This window comes from Micrococcus porci, from assembly GCF_020097155.1.
In the GTDB taxonomy this organism is placed as follows: domain Bacteria; phylum Actinomycetota; class Actinomycetes; order Actinomycetales; family Micrococcaceae; genus Micrococcus; species Micrococcus porci.
In genome coordinates, this window is record NZ_CP083691.1 from 57540 (window position 1) to 74510 (window position 16971).

The 16971-nt window shown below is 73.9% G+C and carries 16 protein-coding genes and 2 pseudogenes; 8 read left to right on the top strand and 10 right to left on the bottom strand.

From position 1 onward, the window contains the following. The first annotated feature begins 5 nt into the window (after nucleotides 1-5). Nucleotides 6-1004, top strand: coding sequence for a DNA-formamidopyrimidine glycosylase family protein (locus tag KW076_RS00235; protein ID WP_224355644.1), 999 nt, complete (start codon nucleotides 6-8; stop codon nucleotides 1002-1004). Between the two features lie 126 nt (nucleotides 1005-1130). Further along, nucleotides 1131-2381: a glucose-1-phosphate adenylyltransferase family protein gene (locus KW076_RS00240; RefSeq protein ID WP_224355645.1), complete on the top strand. Its 1251-nt coding sequence runs from the start codon at nucleotides 1131-1133 to the stop codon at nucleotides 2379-2381. Between the two features lie 66 nt (nucleotides 2382-2447). Here KW076_RS00240 and KW076_RS00245 read toward each other — a convergent pair whose 3' ends face one another. From KW076_RS00245 to KW076_RS00280, 8 genes and pseudogenes are all read right to left on the bottom strand, one after another. Then, nucleotides 2448-3098: a GNAT family N-acetyltransferase gene (locus tag KW076_RS00245; protein WP_224355646.1), complete on the bottom strand. Its 651-nt coding sequence runs from the start codon at nucleotides 3096-3098 to the stop codon at nucleotides 2448-2450. A 91-nt stretch (nucleotides 3099-3189) separates the two neighbouring features. After that, nucleotides 3190-3954: a DinB family protein gene (locus tag KW076_RS00250; protein WP_224355647.1), complete on the bottom strand. Its 765-nt coding sequence runs from the start codon at nucleotides 3952-3954 to the stop codon at nucleotides 3190-3192. Between the two features lie 62 nt (nucleotides 3955-4016). Further along, nucleotides 4017-5189: a low temperature requirement protein A gene (locus tag KW076_RS00255; RefSeq protein WP_224355648.1), complete on the bottom strand. Its 1173-nt coding sequence runs from the start codon at nucleotides 5187-5189 to the stop codon at nucleotides 4017-4019. Nucleotides 5190-5298: 109 nt separating this feature from the next. Then, nucleotides 5299-6132, bottom strand: a complete 834-nt coding sequence (locus KW076_RS00260; RefSeq protein ID WP_224355649.1) for an aldo/keto reductase — start codon at nucleotides 6130-6132, stop codon at nucleotides 5299-5301. 168 nt (nucleotides 6133-6300) lie between these two features. Beyond that, nucleotides 6301-6492: pseudogene (locus KW076_RS00265) on the bottom strand (DJ-1/PfpI family protein); the annotation flags it as partial. A gap of 169 nt (nucleotides 6493-6661) precedes the next feature. After that, nucleotides 6662-7141 (bottom strand): AAA family ATPase, encoded by a 480-nt coding sequence (locus KW076_RS00270; RefSeq protein WP_224355650.1) that lies wholly within the window; start codon nucleotides 7139-7141, stop codon nucleotides 6662-6664. A gap of 171 nt (nucleotides 7142-7312) precedes the next feature. After that, nucleotides 7313-8245, bottom strand: coding sequence for a GNAT family N-acetyltransferase (locus tag KW076_RS00275; protein WP_224355651.1), 933 nt, complete (start codon nucleotides 8243-8245; stop codon nucleotides 7313-7315). A gap of 212 nt (nucleotides 8246-8457) precedes the next feature. Continuing rightward, nucleotides 8458-8562, bottom strand: a pseudogene (locus KW076_RS00280) (VOC family protein); the annotation flags it as partial. Between the two features lie 248 nt (nucleotides 8563-8810). Between KW076_RS00280 and KW076_RS00285 the strand changes: the two are divergent. Genes KW076_RS00285 through KW076_RS00295 form a run of 3 tightly spaced genes read left to right on the top strand, consistent with a single transcriptional unit; the run spans nucleotide 8811 to nucleotide 12837 of the window. Continuing rightward, nucleotides 8811-9845, top strand: a complete 1035-nt coding sequence (locus KW076_RS00285; protein ID WP_224355652.1) for a pseudouridine synthase — start codon at nucleotides 8811-8813, stop codon at nucleotides 9843-9845. After that, entirely contained in the window at nucleotides 9842-10444 is a 603-nt protein-coding gene (locus KW076_RS00290) for a DedA family protein (RefSeq protein WP_224355653.1), read from the top strand. The genes KW076_RS00285 and KW076_RS00290 overlap by 4 nt, the downstream gene beginning before the upstream one ends. Further along, nucleotides 10441-12837 carry a hypothetical protein gene (locus KW076_RS00295; RefSeq protein WP_224355654.1) on the top strand — a complete coding sequence of 799 codons (2397 nt, stop codon included), beginning with the start codon at nucleotides 10441-10443 and terminating at the stop codon, nucleotides 12835-12837. The genes KW076_RS00290 and KW076_RS00295 overlap by 4 nt, the downstream gene beginning before the upstream one ends. Here the strand turns inward: KW076_RS00295 and KW076_RS00300 are convergent. Beyond that, nucleotides 12824-13138 carry a hypothetical protein gene (locus KW076_RS00300; protein WP_224355655.1) on the bottom strand — a complete coding sequence of 105 codons (315 nt, stop codon included), beginning with the start codon at nucleotides 13136-13138 and terminating at the stop codon, nucleotides 12824-12826. The two genes, KW076_RS00295 and KW076_RS00300, sit on opposite strands and share 14 nt — an antisense overlap. Before the next feature lie 94 nt (nucleotides 13139-13232). Here KW076_RS00300 and KW076_RS00305 point away from each other — a divergent pair, with 94 nt between their 5' ends. Next, nucleotides 13233-13772, top strand: a complete 540-nt coding sequence (locus KW076_RS00305; RefSeq protein WP_224355656.1) for an NUDIX hydrolase family protein — start codon at nucleotides 13233-13235, stop codon at nucleotides 13770-13772. Nucleotide 13773: 1 nt separating this feature from the next. Beyond that, nucleotides 13774-14670 carry a DUF6707 family protein gene (locus KW076_RS00310; RefSeq protein ID WP_224355657.1) on the top strand — a complete coding sequence of 299 codons (897 nt, stop codon included), beginning with the start codon at nucleotides 13774-13776 and terminating at the stop codon, nucleotides 14668-14670. 127 nt (nucleotides 14671-14797) lie between these two features. On the opposite strand, the gene KW076_RS00315 is transcribed toward KW076_RS00310, so the two are convergent. Beyond that, nucleotides 14798-15955: an FUSC family protein gene (locus KW076_RS00315; protein WP_224355658.1), complete on the bottom strand. Its 1158-nt coding sequence runs from the start codon at nucleotides 15953-15955 to the stop codon at nucleotides 14798-14800. 150 nt (nucleotides 15956-16105) lie between these two features. Between KW076_RS00315 and KW076_RS00320 the strand changes: the two genes are divergently transcribed. Further along, nucleotides 16106-16909, top strand: coding sequence for a glutamine amidotransferase (locus tag KW076_RS00320; protein WP_224355659.1), 804 nt, complete (start codon nucleotides 16106-16108; stop codon nucleotides 16907-16909). Nucleotides 16910-16971: the final 62 nt, after the last annotated feature.

Sequence of the window (16971 nt, forward strand, 5' to 3'; positions counted from 1 at the left end):
GGCTCATGCCCGAAGGCGACTCCCTCGTCCGCGCCGCCCATCGGCTGCGCCCGGTGCTGGCCGGCCGCGTCCTCACCCACGCCGACCTGCGCGTGCCCCAGCTGGCCACGGCCCGACTGACCGGCTGGACGGTGTCCGAGGTCGAGCCGCGCGGCAAGTGGCTGCTCATGCGCCTCACCCCGCCCGCGGACCGGCCCGACGCCGCCCCCCACACCCTGGTCTCCCACCTGAAGATGGAGGGCCGCTGGATGGTCACGGGCCGCGACGCGCGGTGGCCCGCCCCCGCCTGGCAGGTCCGGGCCGTCCTGGAGACGGCGGAGCACCGGGCGGTCGGCGCGCAGCTGGGCCGACTGGAGCTGGCGCCCACCGCGGAGGAGGACCGGCTGCTGGGGCACCTCGGCCCGGACCTGCTCGACCCCGCCTGGGACGACCCCGCCCGGGGCGCCGAGCTGCTGGCCGAGGGGGTGCGCCGCCTGACGGCCCGCCCGGAGCGCCCGGTGGGCCTGGCCCTGCTGGACCAGCGCACCACGTGCGGGATCGGCAACATCTACCGCTGCGAGTCGCTCCTGCTCGCGGGCCTGGACCCGCACCGGCCGGTGGCCGCGGTCCCGGACGTGTCCGGGCTGCTGACCCTGGCCCGGGACCTGCTGCGCGCCAACGTCCCCCCTGCGGCCCCCTTCATCGGCTGGCCGCGCACCACCACGAGGGTGCGACCGGACCCGTCCGGCCCGTACGGGCTGCGCGTCGTCGTCGAGGACCGCGGCTTCCCCGGCGGCCTGCCGGGCGGGCCCGTGCCCGACGATGCCCCTCACGCCTCGGCGACGTCCACCTCCGGTGCGGGGCTGGGGCGGCGCGGGGACCTGCCGCGCGGGCCGCACTACTGGGTGTACGGCCACCGGACCACCCCGTGCGGGCGCTGCGGCGGGCCGGTGACGTTCGAGGAGTACGGCTCCCCCGAGGACGACGAGCGGCAGCTGTGGTGGTGCCGCACCTGCCAACGGTGAGCGGTGCCCCGTCCCTCCCGGGCGGCTCCCCCGCCCCGGTAGATTTCCGGCACCGAACGCCCCAGGTCAGCCCGTCCCGCCCTCCGGCGCGGCCCGGCTGACCCGAGAACGAAGGAGCACCCCCGCATGGCCGATCCGTTCCCGAAGGACCCCGCCGGGTCGACCGTCGCGCTCGTGCTCGCCGGCGGCCGGGGCAGTCGCCTGGACCCGCTCACCGCGGCCCGCTCCAAGCCGGCGGTGCCGTTCGCCGGGCAGTACCGGCTGATCGACGTCGTCCTGTCCAACCTGGCGCACTCGGGCCTGAAGGACGTGTGGATCGCGGAGCAGTACCGGCCGTTCACCCTGAACCAGCACCTGGCCGGCGGCCGCCCCTGGGACCTGGACGGCACCCGCCACGGCCTGCGGATCCTGCCGCCGGCGGAGGGCCGCGAGGAGGAGGGGTTCTCCGCGGGCAACGGCCACGCGCTGGCCCAACAGGTGCCGATCCTCCGCTCCTTCGGCGCGGAGCGGGTCGTCGTGCTCTCCGCGGACCACCTGTACCAGCTCGACCTGCGCCCGGTGCTGGCCGCCCACGCGGACTCCGGCGCCGAGCTGACCATGGTCACCACGGTGACGGACGAGGACCCGTCCCGGTTCGGAGTGGTGCAGGCGGACGAGGACGGCGCCGTGACGGCCTACGACTACAAGCCCGAGGACCCCGAGGGTCGGCTCGTGGCCACGGAGGTCTTCGTGTTCGACGTCGCGGCGCTGCACGAGGTCGTGGCGGAGCTGGTGGCCCGGGAGAAGGCCGCCGGAGAGCACGCGGACGGGGAGGAGGACGAGGACGGCGACCCCGTGGCCAGCTCCCTGGGCGACTACGGGGAGACGATCATCCCCGCGTTCGTGGAGCGCGGCCGGGTGCGGGAGCACCGGTTGGAGGGGTACTGGCGGGACATCGGCACGCTGGACGCGTTCTACCGGGCCCACATGGAGCTCCTGGACGGCGCAGGCCTGGACCTGGCGGCGCCCGGCTGGCCGCTGCTGACCAACCCGCCGGCCGCCCCGCCGGCGCGCGTGGGGCCGCGCGCGGAGGTCTCCAACGCGCTGCTCTCCCCCGGCTGCGTGGTCAAGGGGACCGTGGAGGACTCGGTCCTCGGCCCCGGTGTGGTGGTGGAGCGCGGCGCGCACGTGCGCCGGTCCGTCCTCTTCGGGGAGTGCATCGTGCCCCGCGGTGCCCGGCTGGACGCGGTGATCGCCGACGTCGGCGCGCACATCCCCGCGGAGGAGGTCGGCCGCTCCCGGCCCGGCCCCGGCAACCTCACCGTGCTGACCCCCGCCACGCGGGACCCCGACTCTGAGGACGAGACCACGGGCGGGGCCGCCGCGAAGGACGGCTGACACTCGCGTCGGCGGTTCAGGGGCGGCGGACGATGGCGGTGCGCAGCAGCACGGCCTCCGGGAGCGTCACGCCAGGCCCAGGAACCTGCGGAGCTCGTCGGCTCCCGTGATCCGTACCGGCTCGTCTCCGTGGACGAATCCCTCGGGCAGCAACTCGAAGTAGACCTCGGGTGTCGGCACGCCGCGACGCTCAGCCTGGCCGCGGCCGGTCTCCAGGTAGCCAACCTTCTCGCTGACCCGCCGGGAGGCGGCGTTGTCCTCCCAGGCGGAGGAGGTGACGGCGTCGAGACCCAGGCCGTCGAACGCGAGCGCGCACATCATGCGCCGCATCCGCGTGCCCAGCCCCTGGCCTTGGAACGGCAGGCCCAGCCAGGAGCCGGTCTCCAGGCGGCGGGTGCCAGCGACGTCGGGACCGTTCATGCCCCGCATGCCGATCACCTGGCCGTTTCGCCGCACCACAAGCTCGAGGCTCACGTCGCCGTCCACAGTGCGGGTGAGGGTCGAGGCGTAGAACCGTAGGTAGTTCGCGGGCATCTCCTCGGCCGGGGCGTCCGTCCACGGGAACAGGAACGGCGTCCAGGAGGGGTCGTGGATTCCGCCCGCCACCACGTCGAGCACCTCCGGCACGTCGGCCTCGCGCAGCGCGGTCATCCGCAGGTCACCGGCCTCGACGACGAGCCCGGAGGGCGGCCAGATCTCCTCGAGAGTGCGCGTCATGGGTGAAACCTATCTGAGCCGCGCCTGGTCAATAATCCCCCCACCGTGCGCATAGTCACGATGCACTCATGTCGTCTCCGCACGTGGTCGTTCAGCGCCCCTGGGCCGCGGCGTCGTCGAGGGCGTCCAGGTCACGCAGGGCGTAGCGCAGGTGCTCCCACTCCTCCTCGAGGATCACGTGGAGGCACGAACGCACCGTCTCCGGATACTCGGGGCTCCACGGGTGGCGGCGTTCCTCGTCCAGTCCGGCGTCGTCCACGGACGCCAGGAACTCGCGGACCTGGGCCAGGCGCTCGGACCGCACCGCGAGCACCTGCTCGTAGGGCGGGGGCGTGGATGCGAAGAAGGCGAGGTCGACGCCATCGTCTTCCGCACCCGCGCGGGGCTGGCCGAGCGGGTGGAACGGCTCCTCGGCGCCCTGGATCCCCCGGCTCAGCCAGGCGTCGGTCGCGAAGACGAGGTGGCGCAGGGTCTGGGAGAAGGACCACTCTCCCTCGACCGAGACGTCGACTGCGCCGTCCGGGAGCGCCGATGCGCGGTCGGTCGCCTGACGCCAGGAGGCTTCTACCGCGCCCCAGGCCCCGCGCAGTCCCTCGGCGTCCTCGGCGCGCCGCTGCGCCCGGCCGGGGAACCGCCGGTTCAGCTCGACCTCCACAAGCGGGGCGACGTCGACGCCGTTGACGACCAGAGACCCCTCGCCATCGAGCAGCCACGGGGAGTCGAAGTCCGCGCCGTCGAGCATCACGCCGCGCGCCCTGACGTGGGAGAGGTCGGAGTCGATGAACCGAGCGCCCCGCAGGCTCCTGCCGACAAAGCGGGCACCCTCGAGCTTCAGCGAGTCGGGAACTGCAGCCATGTCTTCGAGGGTGCCAGCCGACCCCTGGATTCATGGTCAGACACGCCCTAGGCGTTCTCACCTCAGTGGACTTGGCCGGCGGTTGCGGGACCGATCCGCGGCCGTCGCACGAGTTCCCACGTCAGGCGCAGGGCGCCGACCGCGGTGAGAGCCGCCAGCACTGACCATGCGGGCATGCTCAGTGCTGGCGGGATGATGAGCAGGCATGCGGCCGCCGCGAGGAGGCGGTCCGGCACGAGCTGATGGTGATCGCGCCATCGGTAGGCGACATCGGCGGCGTAGAACAGGCCCACCCCGCCACTGAGGGCGATGGCCGGCAGCAGCGGTAACGGGTCGGACACGTGCTCGAGCGCCACGCTGGCGCCGAAGCCGAAGAAGGTGACCCCGGCGACGAGGGGAAGGTGGAGGTAGCTGTAGGCGTCGCGGGCCAGTCGGGCGCGCTCGGGCCCGTCGGCGTCTTCGAGGCGTTGCTCGGCACCGGCGGTCAGACCGAAGTAGGTCCACCACAACGAGGCGGCGATCAGGACTCCGAGGACGGCGGCGGCGAGCACGACCGGCTGCTGCAGGTGCTCGCTGGCCCCGGTGCCCAGCCCGACGACGGCTTCACCGAGCGCGATGATGATGATGAGGCCGTGGCGCTCGACGAAGTAGGAGGGCACCACCCGGAAAACCTCGACCCCGGCGACCAGGGGTCCGCCGAAGTCGATGATGGCTGCGCCGATCCAGAGCAGCTCTCGGTAGGGGGCTGGGAAGGCGGCGGCGACGGCGATCAGGACTGGTGCGATGAGCAGGCTCGGGACCAGCCGCAGGAGGCCTGCACGGAGGTGTTCGTCGTCGTGGGAGGCGTCCACGACGAACATGACCAGGTGGATGACGCGGATGGCGAGCAGGGCAAGCCCGAAGACGAGGGCTCCGGTGCTGAACGCGGTCGGGAGTGCGCTTGCGGCCAGCAGCATCGCAGCCATGGCGGCGATGACCAGGCAGCGAAACACCACCCGATGCGTGGTGAAGGTGTTGGTGAGCCAGGTGTAACAGACCCAGGCCCACCACACCGCCAGCAGGCCGAGCACACCATGACCGAAACCCCGCCACGAAACGTCGTCCCGCACCAGCTCGGTCAGCTGCGCCATGGCGTACACGAACACCAGGTCGAAGAACAGCTCCAGGTTGCCCACCGACCCGCTGCCGCTGTCCCGCGCGTCGGCCTCGCTGCCCGGCTCAGAGTTCTCTGACATCCGCGACATCATCCCCTTTCCAGCCCGGCAACTCCCACCCCTCACCGACGGCGCTGCCGCGCTGTCCGGAGCGCTGCCCGGAACGACCGGGCTGCGCCCTTGGGCAGGGTCACAGCATTTCCAATGGTCGCGGTCCGCTCGGGGGCGGAAAAGCACGGTCCAGAGCATCCAGGTCGTCGCGGGTCAGCTCCACGTCCAGTGCTGTGGCGTTGTCTCGCACGTGCTGCGGGCTGCTCGCCTTGGGGATCGTGCAGAGCGAGTCGCGGCGCAGCACCCAGGCCAGGGCCGCCGCCGCGGGGCTGACGCTGTGACGGGCCGCGACATCGTTCAGCGTCGTGTCGTGAAGGATGCGGCCCTGCTCGATCGGCGAGTACGCCATGACCGGCAGCTGGTGGTCGGCGCACCACGGCAGGAGGTCGTACTCCGGTCCTCGCCGCGACAGGTTGTACAGCACCTGATCCGTGGCCAGCCCGCTGCTGCCCGGCACGTCCTGCAGGTCGGCGAGGTCCCGGTGGTCGAAGTTGCTGACGCCCCAGTATCGGATTTTCCCGTCCTCGACGAGCTGGTGGAAGGCTGAGACGGTGTCCTCCAGAGGGTACCTGCCCTGCGAGTGCAGCAGGTAGAGGTCGATCCGATCGGTGCCCAGGCGTTTCAGGCTGCGTTCGCAGGCCGCGATCGTGCCGGAACGGGAGGCGTGGGACGGCATGACCTTGCTGACCACGAACGCCTCGTCGCGGCGACCCGCCAATGCTTCACCGGCCACCTCCTCCGCGCCGCCGTCGGCGTACATCTCGGCGGTGTCGACCAACGTCATGCCCAGCTCGAGGCCGGCGTGCAGCGCGGCGACCTCGTCGCCGCGGCGGCCGGGGTCCTCACCCCAGCCCCAGGTGCCCTGACCCAGCACAGGGATGGACTCCCCACTCGGCAGCGCTATCAGTCGCATCCGCGATCACTTCCTTCTGGTTGTCCTGAGGTGGGACGTGGGCTGAGATCCTCGAAGGGCTCACGCGTCCTCGACCCGTGCTGGCTTACAGGAGGGTGGCGGGTGCCGAGGTGCCGGGTGTCGAGCCGGTAGTCAGCCCCGCCTGCGCCATGTGGCGTACCGGGCTGCTCACGAGCGGTTTCCGGCGCCGGTGGGCTGGACAGTACTCCCACGGCGGAACAGAGGGAAGAGATCATCGGGTGAGCGGCTGGTGGCCAGGTTCCCGTCTCGGGACGCCTCTTGGTCCACCACGTTCGCGCCGGCGTTGCGCAGGTCGGTGCGGATGCTGGGGAATGAGGTCAGGGTCCGGTCGGTCACGAGACTGTCGAGATGCGGTGAATAGTTCGCAGGACACGCGGCGAACTCTTCGCAAAAGGGACTGGTGCGCGACGACAGCGCACCACAAGCGTCCAACTCCTGGCCGATCGGCACGCTCCGCGTCGTCGGGAAGAGGCGGGGCACGGAGACGGCTGCTACCCGGCTGGCGGGACTAGGCGCCGTGCAGGATGCGAGTGACGATCTGCTCCGGTGCCTCAGTCGCGGTGATGCGGTGTTCATCGACGAAGGGCAGTGCCTGCCAGCCGTGGTACCACGACGCCATCTCGTCCGCCGAGAACTCTGCGGCCCTGGGACGCATCGCGTGCCGGCGGACAGTCTCCGCGAAGGTCAGGTCGAAGGCGTAGAACCGAGCATCGTCACTGGCCGCCGCAACTCGTTCCAACATCGGCCCGTACCGCCCCGCGTGGAAGATCCCGTCGAGGATCACGTGATGCCCGCGCCCGAGGCAGTGCAGCGCGGCGGCTTCGAGCAGGTCGGCGTGCGCGAGGCTGTCCTGCTCACATTCGGCGTAGATGCTCCGTCGGAAGTGGTCCTGGCTCAGGATGGCAGCGGGTCGGTCCAGGCGGTCCTGGAGGAGAAGCGCGACCGTCGACTTCCCGGAGGCCGCGTTGCCGCGGAGCACGATGAGCATGACGCCAGGGTAGAGGCGAGAGCTGAGCTCGAATGGGCTTCGTGCAGGCGCCTCGTCTTGTGTCGAGATGTAGCCAAGATTGCACACCTCGTAGCACGTGGAGGTCACGGACCAGCCGCCCTACTGCGCCCGAAGGGCCGTCAGCAGACCCCGCGGCTGGGTCGTGGGGATCTAGGACTGCTCCAGATCGATCCGCACCTCGACCAGCGTGTAGCCGGCCCGGGTGAACGCCGCCACCATCGGAGTGTTGACCGCATCGGTGGTCGCGGTGATTCGTCGTGCTCGATCCTCGATCTGGAATCGGGTGATGTACGCGAGGATCTCGTCCACGTAGCCGTGGCCGCGGTGCTGCGGCAGGACAGCCAGGTACCCGACGTTGCGGTTGGTCGGGGTGGCGGAGGGGATGGCCAGCCCGATGATCTCGCCGTCGTGGGTCTGCGCAACGCGCCACCACGAGCGGTCTCCCGGGCAGGAGAGGTAGTAGGCGATCTCGTCACGGGCCAGGTCCGCCGCCGTGGTCTGCTCCAGCTCGCGTGCCGTCATCACGTCCAGTGATCCTGCCGCGGCATCGGCGAACAGGCGCATGAACACCTCGTCGCTTGCCGGAGTGAAGCGCAGGCGGGCCGGATTGGGGGGCACCGTTTCGCCCCAATCCCATTGGAACTGCAGGCGCTCATTCACGCGGCCCAGTCCGTTGGCGCTCGCGACCTGCATCTTCAGCCGGACGTTCTCTGCGACCTCTGGCTGGTCTCCCCACCCGACCGGCACCCGGAGGGTGTGAGGCAGCAGAGCTCGCCTGTCTGGTGCCTCGACGAGGACGCCGCCGTGGGTAAGAAGTCCGGTGAGAACCTCGCCCGGCTCCGAGGTGCCTGGCGCGACGTCCCAGAGGTCCAGCGCAATGGGTTCCTGGCTATCGCGCCCCCACCACATGGCCCGTCCGATCACGTCACCGTCGTCATTGGTGGCGATGCACGACCACTCGGGCTTCATTCGACCGGCTGCGATCTCGGTGAGGATCACTTCGTGCGTCAGGCCGGCGGCGGTATGGGACGGCAGGGCAGCTGCTGCGCGTAGTTCCTCGAGCGAGGGGCGGTGGAAGTCCATGGCACCCACTATGCGCAACGTGTCTAAGGCCACCTAGTTGCGGTGATGCTGTCGAGACGTAGCGAAGACTGCACACGGCACGCGAGGAAGGTTGCTCCCCCGGAGTCTTGTCGGGATGCGCGTGAAGTTCTGGACTCACACGGGACTTCGTTCACTTGGTGGCGTCTCCCGCGTGGGAGCGGAGGATTGGGCGTGGCCTTGAGGTCTGGGTCTCATTCGAGAATGCAGAACTCGTTGCCCTCAGGGTCAGTCAGGACGGCCCATCCGAGGTCGTGGCGCCGATCGTCTGCGAGGGTGGCTCCGAGCTCGAGGGCGCGCGGTCCCCCGCGCGGATCGCCTGGACCACGTCATCCCCCAACGAGACGGCGTTCACCACCCTTGTGTGGCAGGCGACAGCATCCCCGTCCAGCGTCTCCACCGGATGCTGAAGAGCGTCACGGCCACGTCATACGACGCCATCCGTCCCCGCCTTCCCCGGGCGCCCCCTCGGCCCGCTGCCTCCACACCCTACGCACAGCCACCACACGGCCGCACCCCCGCGGCCCCCGGCTGACACAATGGCCGCGTGGCCGCCCCATCCCCCCTCCCGCCCCGCAACGGCGTCAACGCGACGCGCCTGCGCCTGCCCGCCTCCGGCTGGGACACGGCCCAGGACTACGTGCTGCACCGGTTCGGCCACGTGGACCCGGACGGCATCCGCGCCCGCTTCGCGCGCGGCGAGGTCGTCGCCCGGGACGGCTCCCCGCTCACCCCGACCACGCCGCTGGGCGTCCACGAGGACCTCTGGTACTACCGCGACGTCCCGCACGAGGCGCCTCTGCCCTTCCAGCACACCCTGATCCACCGGGACGAGCGGCTCGTGGTGATCCACAAGCCGCACTTCCTGCCCACCACGCCGGGCGGCCGGTTCGTCCAGGAGACCGCCCTGGTGCGGCTGCGCAACGAGCTGGGCATCGACGACCTCGTACCCCTGCACCGCCTCGACCGGGCGACCGCCGGCGTCGTGATGTTCTCCGCCGACCCCGCCACCCGCGGCGCCTACCACCTGCTCTTCGAGCGGCGCGCGGTGACCAAGCGCTACGAGGCCATCTCCGCGCTGCCCCCGGCTCGGGACCATGCCGACGACGACGCGGCCGCCTGGCTGGACCGCTTCCCCCTGGTGATGCGCAGCCGGATCCGCAAGGACAAGGGGGTGCTGCGCTCCCTCACCGAGGAGATCCCCGCCGCGGCCTCCGGACGCGCGGCGGGGGCCCGGGTGCGCACGCGGAAGTCGAACCTCTCCCACGCGGGGGCGAACGCGGAGACCCGCATCGAGGTGCTGGACGTGGGCCGGTCGGCGGGCACGCTGGCCGGGGCGCCCGTGGTGCGCTTCAGGCTGAGCCCGCGCACGGGGCGCACCCACCAGCTGCGGCTCCACCTGGCCGCGCTGGGCCTGGGGATCGCGTTCGACCCGTTCTACCCGGACCTCCTCGACGCCGCCCCCGACGACCTCGCCCGCCCGCTCCAGCTGCTCTCCCGCTCGATCGCGTTCACGGACCCGGTGACGGGCGAGCACCGCGAGTTCGTCTCCCCCGCCGAGCTTCAGGAGCGTCCGGCGTGACGGACGTGACCGCCCTCCTCGAGGGCCTCGGCCCGTGGTTCCACCCGCTCACCTTCCTGCTGGTCGCCCTGGACGCCCCCGTCCCGCCGACCCCCTCGGAGGTGCTCGTCATCGGCTCCGGCTCCCTGGCCGCCGCCGGGCGCCTCGGCCTGGCCACCTCCGTGCTCACGGCCTGGCTGGGCTGCTGGGCCGGGGACGTCGGCCTCTACGCCCTGTTCCGGCACCGGCTGACCTCCGTCCTGGACCGGTGGGGCTGGGGCCGCGCCGTCCACGCCGGGATCCGCCGCCTCATGGAGAAGGCGGGGCCGGCGTCGTCGCTGGCGGGGCTGTTCGTGCTGCGCTTCGTCTCCGGCGGGCGCACCGCCTCGATGGCCGCGGCGGGCGTGGCCGGGGTCCGCTGGCGCCCGTTCCTCTGGCTGTCGGGGACAGGCTCGCTGGCCTGGAGCGTGTACATGGTGGGGCTCGGGTGGATCACCGGCAGCGCGACGGGGCTGCCGTGGTGGGCGTCGGCGGTCGTGGGCGTCGTCTTGGGTACGCTTCTGGGGGCGGCCGTCGCCGCCGTGATCGCCTGGCGCCGACGTGGGAAGGAGGGGGCATGACCTCGCAGGACGACGACGCACCCCGCCCCGCCCCGCCGGCTCCCCGGCACGCCGCGCGCCCCCGCCGCGCCCTGGCCGAGCCCGGCCGCCTGGCCCCGGAGCAGCTCGAGCGCCACACCCGCCGCCTCCGCGGCGAGCCCCTGCCCCCGGAGACCCCCGAGGAGGCCGCCGCCCGGGCGGGGCGCCGCCACGACCTCGCCGCCGCCCTGGACCGCCTGCCCGCGGAGTCCGCCCCCGCCGCGCCGCGCCCCCGCGCGGACCTCTCCGACCTGCTGGACCGCATCGGCACCCCTGACCTGGCCCGCTTCGCGGACCCGCTGCTGGGCACGGTCGGCCGGATCCTGCCCTCCGGCCCCTCCCCTGAGCGTGCCGCGGCCGCCGCGCGCCGTCGCGCCGAGCACGAGGGGCGCCGCCGCGCCGAGCGGGCCGCCGGACGCGCCCGGGCCGCCGAGGCCGCCCGGCGCCGCGCCGAGGAGACCGCCCGCCGCGAGGCCGAGGCCGCCGAGCGCGCCCGCGCCGCCCGCACCGTGGAGGAGTCCCGGGCGGAGGCCGTCCGGGCCGCTGAGGACGCCGCCAGGGAGGCCGAGCGACACCGCGCCGAGCGCCTGCGGGAGCGCCGCGAGGCCGCCCGCGCCGCCGCCGCGGACAAGGCGCGCCGCGTGGCCGAGGCGGCCGAGCGCGCCCGAGTCGAGGAGGAGGCCCTGCTCGCCGTGGAGGCCGACGCCCAGGCCCGCGAGGTGGCCGCCGCCCAGGCCGAGCCCGACGCCCTGGCCCGAGAGCGTCGGGAGCGGGCGGATCAGGAGGAGCGCCGCCGCCGCGCCGCCCTGCTGGCCCGCCGTCGCCGGGACGAGGAGCGCCGGCGTCGTCGTCGGGAGGCCGAGCGCGCGCGCCGCGAGGCCGAAGAGCAGAGGGAGCGGGCCGCTCGCGCCGAGCGGTCCGCGGCGGAGGCCGCGCGTCGTCGTCAGGCCGAGGAGGCCGCGGAGGCCGAGCGCCGCCAGATGGCCGTGGAGGCCGCCCGCGCCCGGGCCGAGGCGGAGCGCCTCGCCCAGGAGGCGGCCCGCGAGCGCCGCCGGAGGATCGCCGCCGCGCGTGCCCTGCCGCGCACCGTCGCCGCCCGGCACATCGCCGCGGGCACGGCCGCGGAGGACCGCCGGCGGCAGGCCGCCGCCCGCGCCTCGGAGGAGGCCGCCCGCGTCCTCGCCGCGCACCACGACCGGGAGACGCGTGCCCTCATGGCCGCCGCCCGCGAGCTGGACGGCCCGGACGTCGTCCCGCCCGCCCACCTGCGCCCCCTGCTCGCGGACCCCGCCGAGGGGCTCGACGACGCCGCCCTCCTCGAGCGCGCCCGCGCCGCCCTCCCGCAGTGGCGGCGCACGGGCCGGCTGCTGACCAAGGCCGACGCCGTCCGGGCGCAGACCGCCCACGGCGCGGCGGACGGCACGGGACCGGCCACGGGGGCGTTCCCGATCGTGCCCGGGTACGTACCGCCGTCGGGCCCGCCGGAGCCCCGCGCCCCCGCCACCCGGGAGGATCGCCGGCACCAGCTGGAGCTCACCGGCGCGTGGCTGCTGTTCGTGCTGGCGTCCGCGTGGGGGCTCGGCCTGTTCCGGCTGGTGCCGGGCCTGCGGGTGGTGGACCAGGGGTCGTACACGGCCGCGCACGGGGGCCGCTACGCGTTCACCACGTCCGTGCTCTCCCTGTTCCCGCTGCACCCTGCGGTCTGGCCGGTGCTCTGGCTGGCCCTGGGCGTCTACGTGGCGCACCAGTGGGGTCCGGGCCAGGGTGCGGCCGCCCGCCAGCGTCAGACCCGCCGCAGCGTGGCGGGCGCGCTGGCGCTCACCGCCCTGTGGTTCCCGCTGGCGGTGCTGGTGCCGTGGGGCCTGGAGTTCATGGTGTGGCTGGCCGCGCTGGCGCTGATGATCCGGGTGATGCGCGGCCTCACGGCCGTCCCAGCCCGCACGCGCGCAGCGCAGACGTGCACGGACGGCGTGCTGGGCGGGTTCCTGGGGCTGCTGCTGGCCGCCGCGCCCACCACCCTGGCCTCGCCGGTGGCCGCCACCGGCGTGTTCTGGGGCTGGTTCCCCTCGGCGCTCGTGGCCGCCGCCCTGCTGTGGGCCGTGGTGCTGACCGGCGCGCGCCTGGCCCTGCAGGACCGCGGCCGGCTGGGCCTGGCGCTCGGCATGGCATGGACGCTCCTGTGCCTGGCCCTGCCGCGACTGCTGCCCAGCCCCCTCGGGGCGTGGCAGAGCGCGTGGGTCGGCCTGTCCGCCGTGGCCGGCGGCCTGGGCGTCCTGCTGCTCGTGGTGGTGCGCCGCACCTGGGTGCGGGAGATCGAGGAGCAGGCGGCCGCGGCTCCGCAGGGCGTGCCGGCGGGGCGGGTCAACGGGCGCTGACGGGCAGCCAGCGGCCACCCTCGCGGCGCAGCACGTCCAGGCGGCCCACGGTGGCGACGTCGGCCACGGCCTCCGCCATGCGGCCCGCCACGGCGGCGGCCTCGGCGTCCTCGGCGGCGCGGTGCGCGGCGGGCACGGTGAACCGCAGGACGATGCGCGGCACCCGCGCGACGACCTCCACATCCTTCGCGGCGACCTCGTGGGTGGCGCCGATCGCGGCCTCGGCCGTGTCCAGGACCTCCTCGGGCCGGTGGCCGGGCAGAACGTCGCCGATCTGCAGGCGGGCGCGGTAGGACGGCATGCGCCCAGGGTAGGGCAGGTCCCGGGTGCGGCGCCCGGTCACCCGTCGGCGGACGGGCGTGCCCCGGGGCGCAATCTCCGGTAGAACAGAGGGCATGAGCGTGCGCACCCCCGACCCGAACCCGGGCTGGCTGAACGAGGAGGACCTCTACGAGGCCCGCCGTCGGCTGCCCATGGTGTACGTGGAGGCCATCCCCGTGCGCGTGGACGCCCTGGGGTACGTCTCCGAGATCGGGCTGCTGTACGTGGCGGACGAGGAGGGGCAGTTCCAGCGGACGTTCGTCTCCGGGCGCGTGATGTACCGGGAGACGATCCGCGGCGCGCTCATGCGCCACCTGGAGAAGGACCTCGGCCCGCTGGCCTTCCCGCAGCTGCCGCCGAGCCTCGTGCCGTGCGCGGTGGCCGAGTACTTCCCGGCGCCGTCGGAGACGGGCCTGACCGACGACCGGCAGCACGCCGTGTCCCTGGTCTACGTGGTCCCGGTGTCGGGCGAGTGCAGCCCGCGCCAGGACGCGCTGGAGCTGACGTGGCTGACCCCGCAGGAGGCTCTGGGCGAGGACGTCCAGGCGGAGTTCATCGGCGGTCGCGGGAACCTGGTGCGCCAGGCCCTGGCCCATGTCGGATGGGGGCGCTGAGGTGGCACCGATCGCGGGCGGGTACCTCCGCCACCTGAAGGCCCAGGACGTGCGTCCGGGCGACTCCTTCCTCACCCGCCGCGGCGAGCCTGCGCCGGCGGTGGCGTCCACGCGCGTCGTGCGTGACGACTTCGGCACCCCCGCCCTGGTGATCGCCACCCTGGTGGGCGGGCGCGAGGTGAAGATCGCGCACGGCTCCGTGATCCGGGTGCGCACGGACCGCCCGGAGGAGGTCAAGGCCGCCGCGGACACCGCGTTCTCCCCGGTGGACGCCGGCTCGCCGGAGTCGCGGATCGTCGCCGTGGGGCAGCGCCACCTCGACGACGCCGAGCTCACCGCCACCGCGGCGCGCCTGTCCCACGGGCTGAACCTGCGCTCGGGCGCGCAGCTGGAGGACGTGTTCGGCATGGCCGAGCGCATGTACCTGCTGCACGAGGACGTGGAGGGCACGCTCACCACCCTGGGCCTGCTCACCAACCTGCCCTGGGACGGGGCCGTGGGCCGCTGGAAGTCGATCCAGGCGGCGCTGGGCCTGGCGGCGCTGATCCTGCGCGAGGACGGGGACCACATCACGGCCGCCAACCTGGGCTCCCGCCTGAAGGAGGCAGACGAGGTCCCCTCGGAGCCCGGCCGCGCCGCCCGCGTGCTGGAGGTGCGCCAGCGCCAGCTGGACGAGCCGCAGCTCTACGACCGGGAGATCTCCCGCGCCCTGCAGGCCCGCGACGCCGAGGCCGAGTTCCGCTGGCGCCGCGCCCGGTTCGCGCAGCTGCTGTACCTCCGCGGCCGCGGCGGTTCTCAGACCCTCACGGACCAGGACCTCGACTCGCGGATCCACCGCGAGCTGGGCACCTTGCGCCAGCTCGCGAAGCGGCTCGCCGCCCAGGCCGCCCGGGCCTGACCCCCCCTCGCTTTCGTTCGCGAAACGGACGGCGCGTCGCCCGCTGCCGTGCGCGAAAGGGACGGCGCGTCGCCCGCTGCCGTGCGCGAAAGGGACGGCGCTCCGCCGTCGCCCCCTCAGCTGACCGTCAGCCGCGTCCGCCGACCGGCCGCTGGATCTGCTCCGGACGCACGATCGGGATCTCCCGGGTCGGGTCCGGGGAGCGCCGGACCCACTTGCGCCACGCCCACGGGTAGAGGACGCACACGATGCCGACGACGGCCCCGATCACGGTCTCCACGGCGCGATCCTGGAGGTTGCGGAACGCGCCGGCCTCTGCGAGGGACCCGGCCCCACCCACGGTGACGGCCACGAGCATGGTGGACAGCAGCGCCAGCGGCGTCACCACCGTCTGGGCGATCACGTACTGCCGGGCGATGTACACCTCGGCCAGGACCTGCAGCACGGCGATGACCAGCACGATCCCCACCGCCGGCGGGTCCAGGAGCACGATCAGGGCGGTGAGCCCCAGGCCGAGGACCGTTCCGAGGACGCGCTGCAGGCCCCGGTTCACGCGGTAGCGCGTGGAGTGGCCGGCCAGCGGCACGACGGCCGCCACCATGGCCCAGTAGTTGTGGCGGACGCCCTGCGGGGCCGCCACGAGGGTCGCCACGGAGCCCGCAACCCCGGCTGCAATCACGTACCACATGGCCTCGAGCAGGATGAGGCGCCGCCGCCCCCGGTCCGGGCGGTCCGACGGCGGCCAGGTCAGCGGGGTGCGGTGGCTCGGCAGCACGCGGGAGGACAGTCCCACCGCGATGGCCCACACGACGACGGCCACCGCCATCAGCATCCCCTCCACGACCGGGGGCTTGACGGGCACGGACGCGGCCGCGGCGAAGGCGAAGATGTGGAACAGGGAGCCGGCCGGGCGCAGGTTCCACCAGCCGGTGGCCACGGTGGCCGCGCCCGCGATCACGGTGGTCCACAGGACCAGGCCCCAGGGGTCGTGGGCCTCGGAGATCCCGAACCGCCCGGCCACGGTGGCGGCGGTCAGGACGCCGAGCATGAGCAGCCCGGCGCGCAGCTGGGTGCGCAGCCGCACCCCGTGGGGCTCGTTGCGGCCGTAGATCCCGGTGAAGGCCGCGAACGTGGCGTAGCTGGCCAGGTCCATGCGGTCCAGGGCGAGGAGGAGCAGCAGCGGCACCAGGATGGTCACGCCGACGCGCAGGCCGACCTCGTGCCCCCTGTCCGGCGGGCCGATCGTGAACATCGCGGGGAACGGGTTCACGTCGGCGAGGCGCACGGGGCGGGGGTCCTTTCGGCGGGGGCGGCGGGCACGGATCCGGCCCATCGTCAGGGGAATGCCCGGGGCCTGCGTCGTCATCCCGTCCGGAGGGTGAGATCCGGCGCAACGTGGGGTGACCGGGGTCTCACCCCGGTCTAGCCTGGGCCGATGACCGAGACCACCGCCCCGGCCGCCGACGCCGCCGCCCCGCGCCCCTTCCTGCTGGTGCAGACCCGCCCGGAGGAGGATGCGGCCGCCGCCGAGGCCGAGTCGGTGCGCCGCCTCGGCGGGTACGACGACGCCACGCTGCGCGTCCTGCGGCTCGACCGGCGGGTGCTGGACGCCGAGGGCGAGGCCCACGCCGGCGCGGTGGACTGGGAGGCGGAGCTCGCGGACGTGGCCGGCGTGATCCTGCCGGGCAGCCCGTTCACGGGCTCGGACCCGGAGGAGTCGAAGTCGGACCTGCAGGTGGCCGTGGAGGCGGAGCTGGGCCGGTTGATGGCGCTGGTCCTCGCCCGGCAGACCCCGTTCCTGGGCTGCTGCTACGGGGTGGGCACGCTGGGACGGGCCGCCGGCGGCGTCGTGGACACCACCTACCGGGAGCTGCCCGGGCCGATCGACGTGGCGCTGACCTCCGAGGGCCTCCGGGACCCACTGCTGGAGGGCATGCCTGCGGAGTTCGCGGCGTACGTGGGCCACAAGGAGGCTGTGCGGGAGCTGCCCCCGGGCGCCGTGCTGCTCGCCACCGGCCAGGCGTGCCCCGTGCAGATGTTCCGGGTGGGCGAGCACCTCTACGCCACCCAGTTCCACCCGGAGCTCGACCAGGCCGGGCTGCTGGAGCGCCTGGAGATCTACGCGGACCACGGCTACTTCGCGGCGCACGAGGCCGACGACATGTTCGCCGCGATCCGCGCCCGCGAGGCCCCGATCCCGCCGCGCATCCTGGAGCGCTTCCGCGCGATCTACGGCTGAGGCCCGCGTGCGGCCGGAGACCGTCCACGGCACCCTGCCGCAGATGCCCTCCGCCCGGGGAG

What these genes read in the sequence shown, in the direction of transcription:
- KW076_RS00295 (WP_224355654.1), top strand. Translation starts at nt 10,441, where the DNA reads ATGACCTCGCAGGACGACGACGCACCCCGCCCCGCCCCGCCGGCTCCC.
- KW076_RS00245 (WP_224355646.1), bottom strand. Translation starts at nt 3,098, where the DNA reads ATGACGCGCACTCTCGAGGAGATCTGGCCGCCCTCCGGGCTCGTCGTC.
- KW076_RS00270 (WP_224355650.1), bottom strand. Translation starts at nt 7,141, where the DNA reads ATGCTCATCGTGCTCCGCGGCAACGCGGCCTCCGGGAAGTCGACGGTC.
- KW076_RS00275 (WP_224355651.1), bottom strand. Translation starts at nt 8,245, where the DNA reads ATGGACTTCCACCGCCCCTCGCTCGAGGAACTACGCGCAGCAGCTGCC.
- KW076_RS00260 (WP_224355649.1), bottom strand. Translation starts at nt 6,132, where the DNA reads ATGCGACTGATAGCGCTGCCGAGTGGGGAGTCCATCCCTGTGCTGGGT.
- KW076_RS00255 (WP_224355648.1), bottom strand. Translation starts at nt 5,189, where the DNA reads ATGTCAGAGAACTCTGAGCCGGGCAGCGAGGCCGACGCGCGGGACAGC.
- KW076_RS00300 (WP_224355655.1), bottom strand. Translation starts at nt 13,138, where the DNA reads ATGCCGTCCTACCGCGCCCGCCTGCAGATCGGCGACGTTCTGCCCGGC.
- KW076_RS00320 (WP_224355659.1), top strand. Translation starts at nt 16,106, where the DNA reads ATGACCGAGACCACCGCCCCGGCCGCCGACGCCGCCGCCCCGCGCCCC.
- KW076_RS00235 (WP_224355644.1), top strand. Translation starts at nt 6, where the DNA reads ATGCCCGAAGGCGACTCCCTCGTCCGCGCCGCCCATCGGCTGCGCCCG.
- KW076_RS00240 (WP_224355645.1), top strand. Translation starts at nt 1,131, where the DNA reads ATGGCCGATCCGTTCCCGAAGGACCCCGCCGGGTCGACCGTCGCGCTC.
- KW076_RS00250 (WP_224355647.1), bottom strand. Translation starts at nt 3,954, where the DNA reads ATGGCTGCAGTTCCCGACTCGCTGAAGCTCGAGGGTGCCCGCTTTGTC.
- KW076_RS00305 (WP_224355656.1), top strand. Translation starts at nt 13,233, where the DNA reads ATGAGCGTGCGCACCCCCGACCCGAACCCGGGCTGGCTGAACGAGGAG.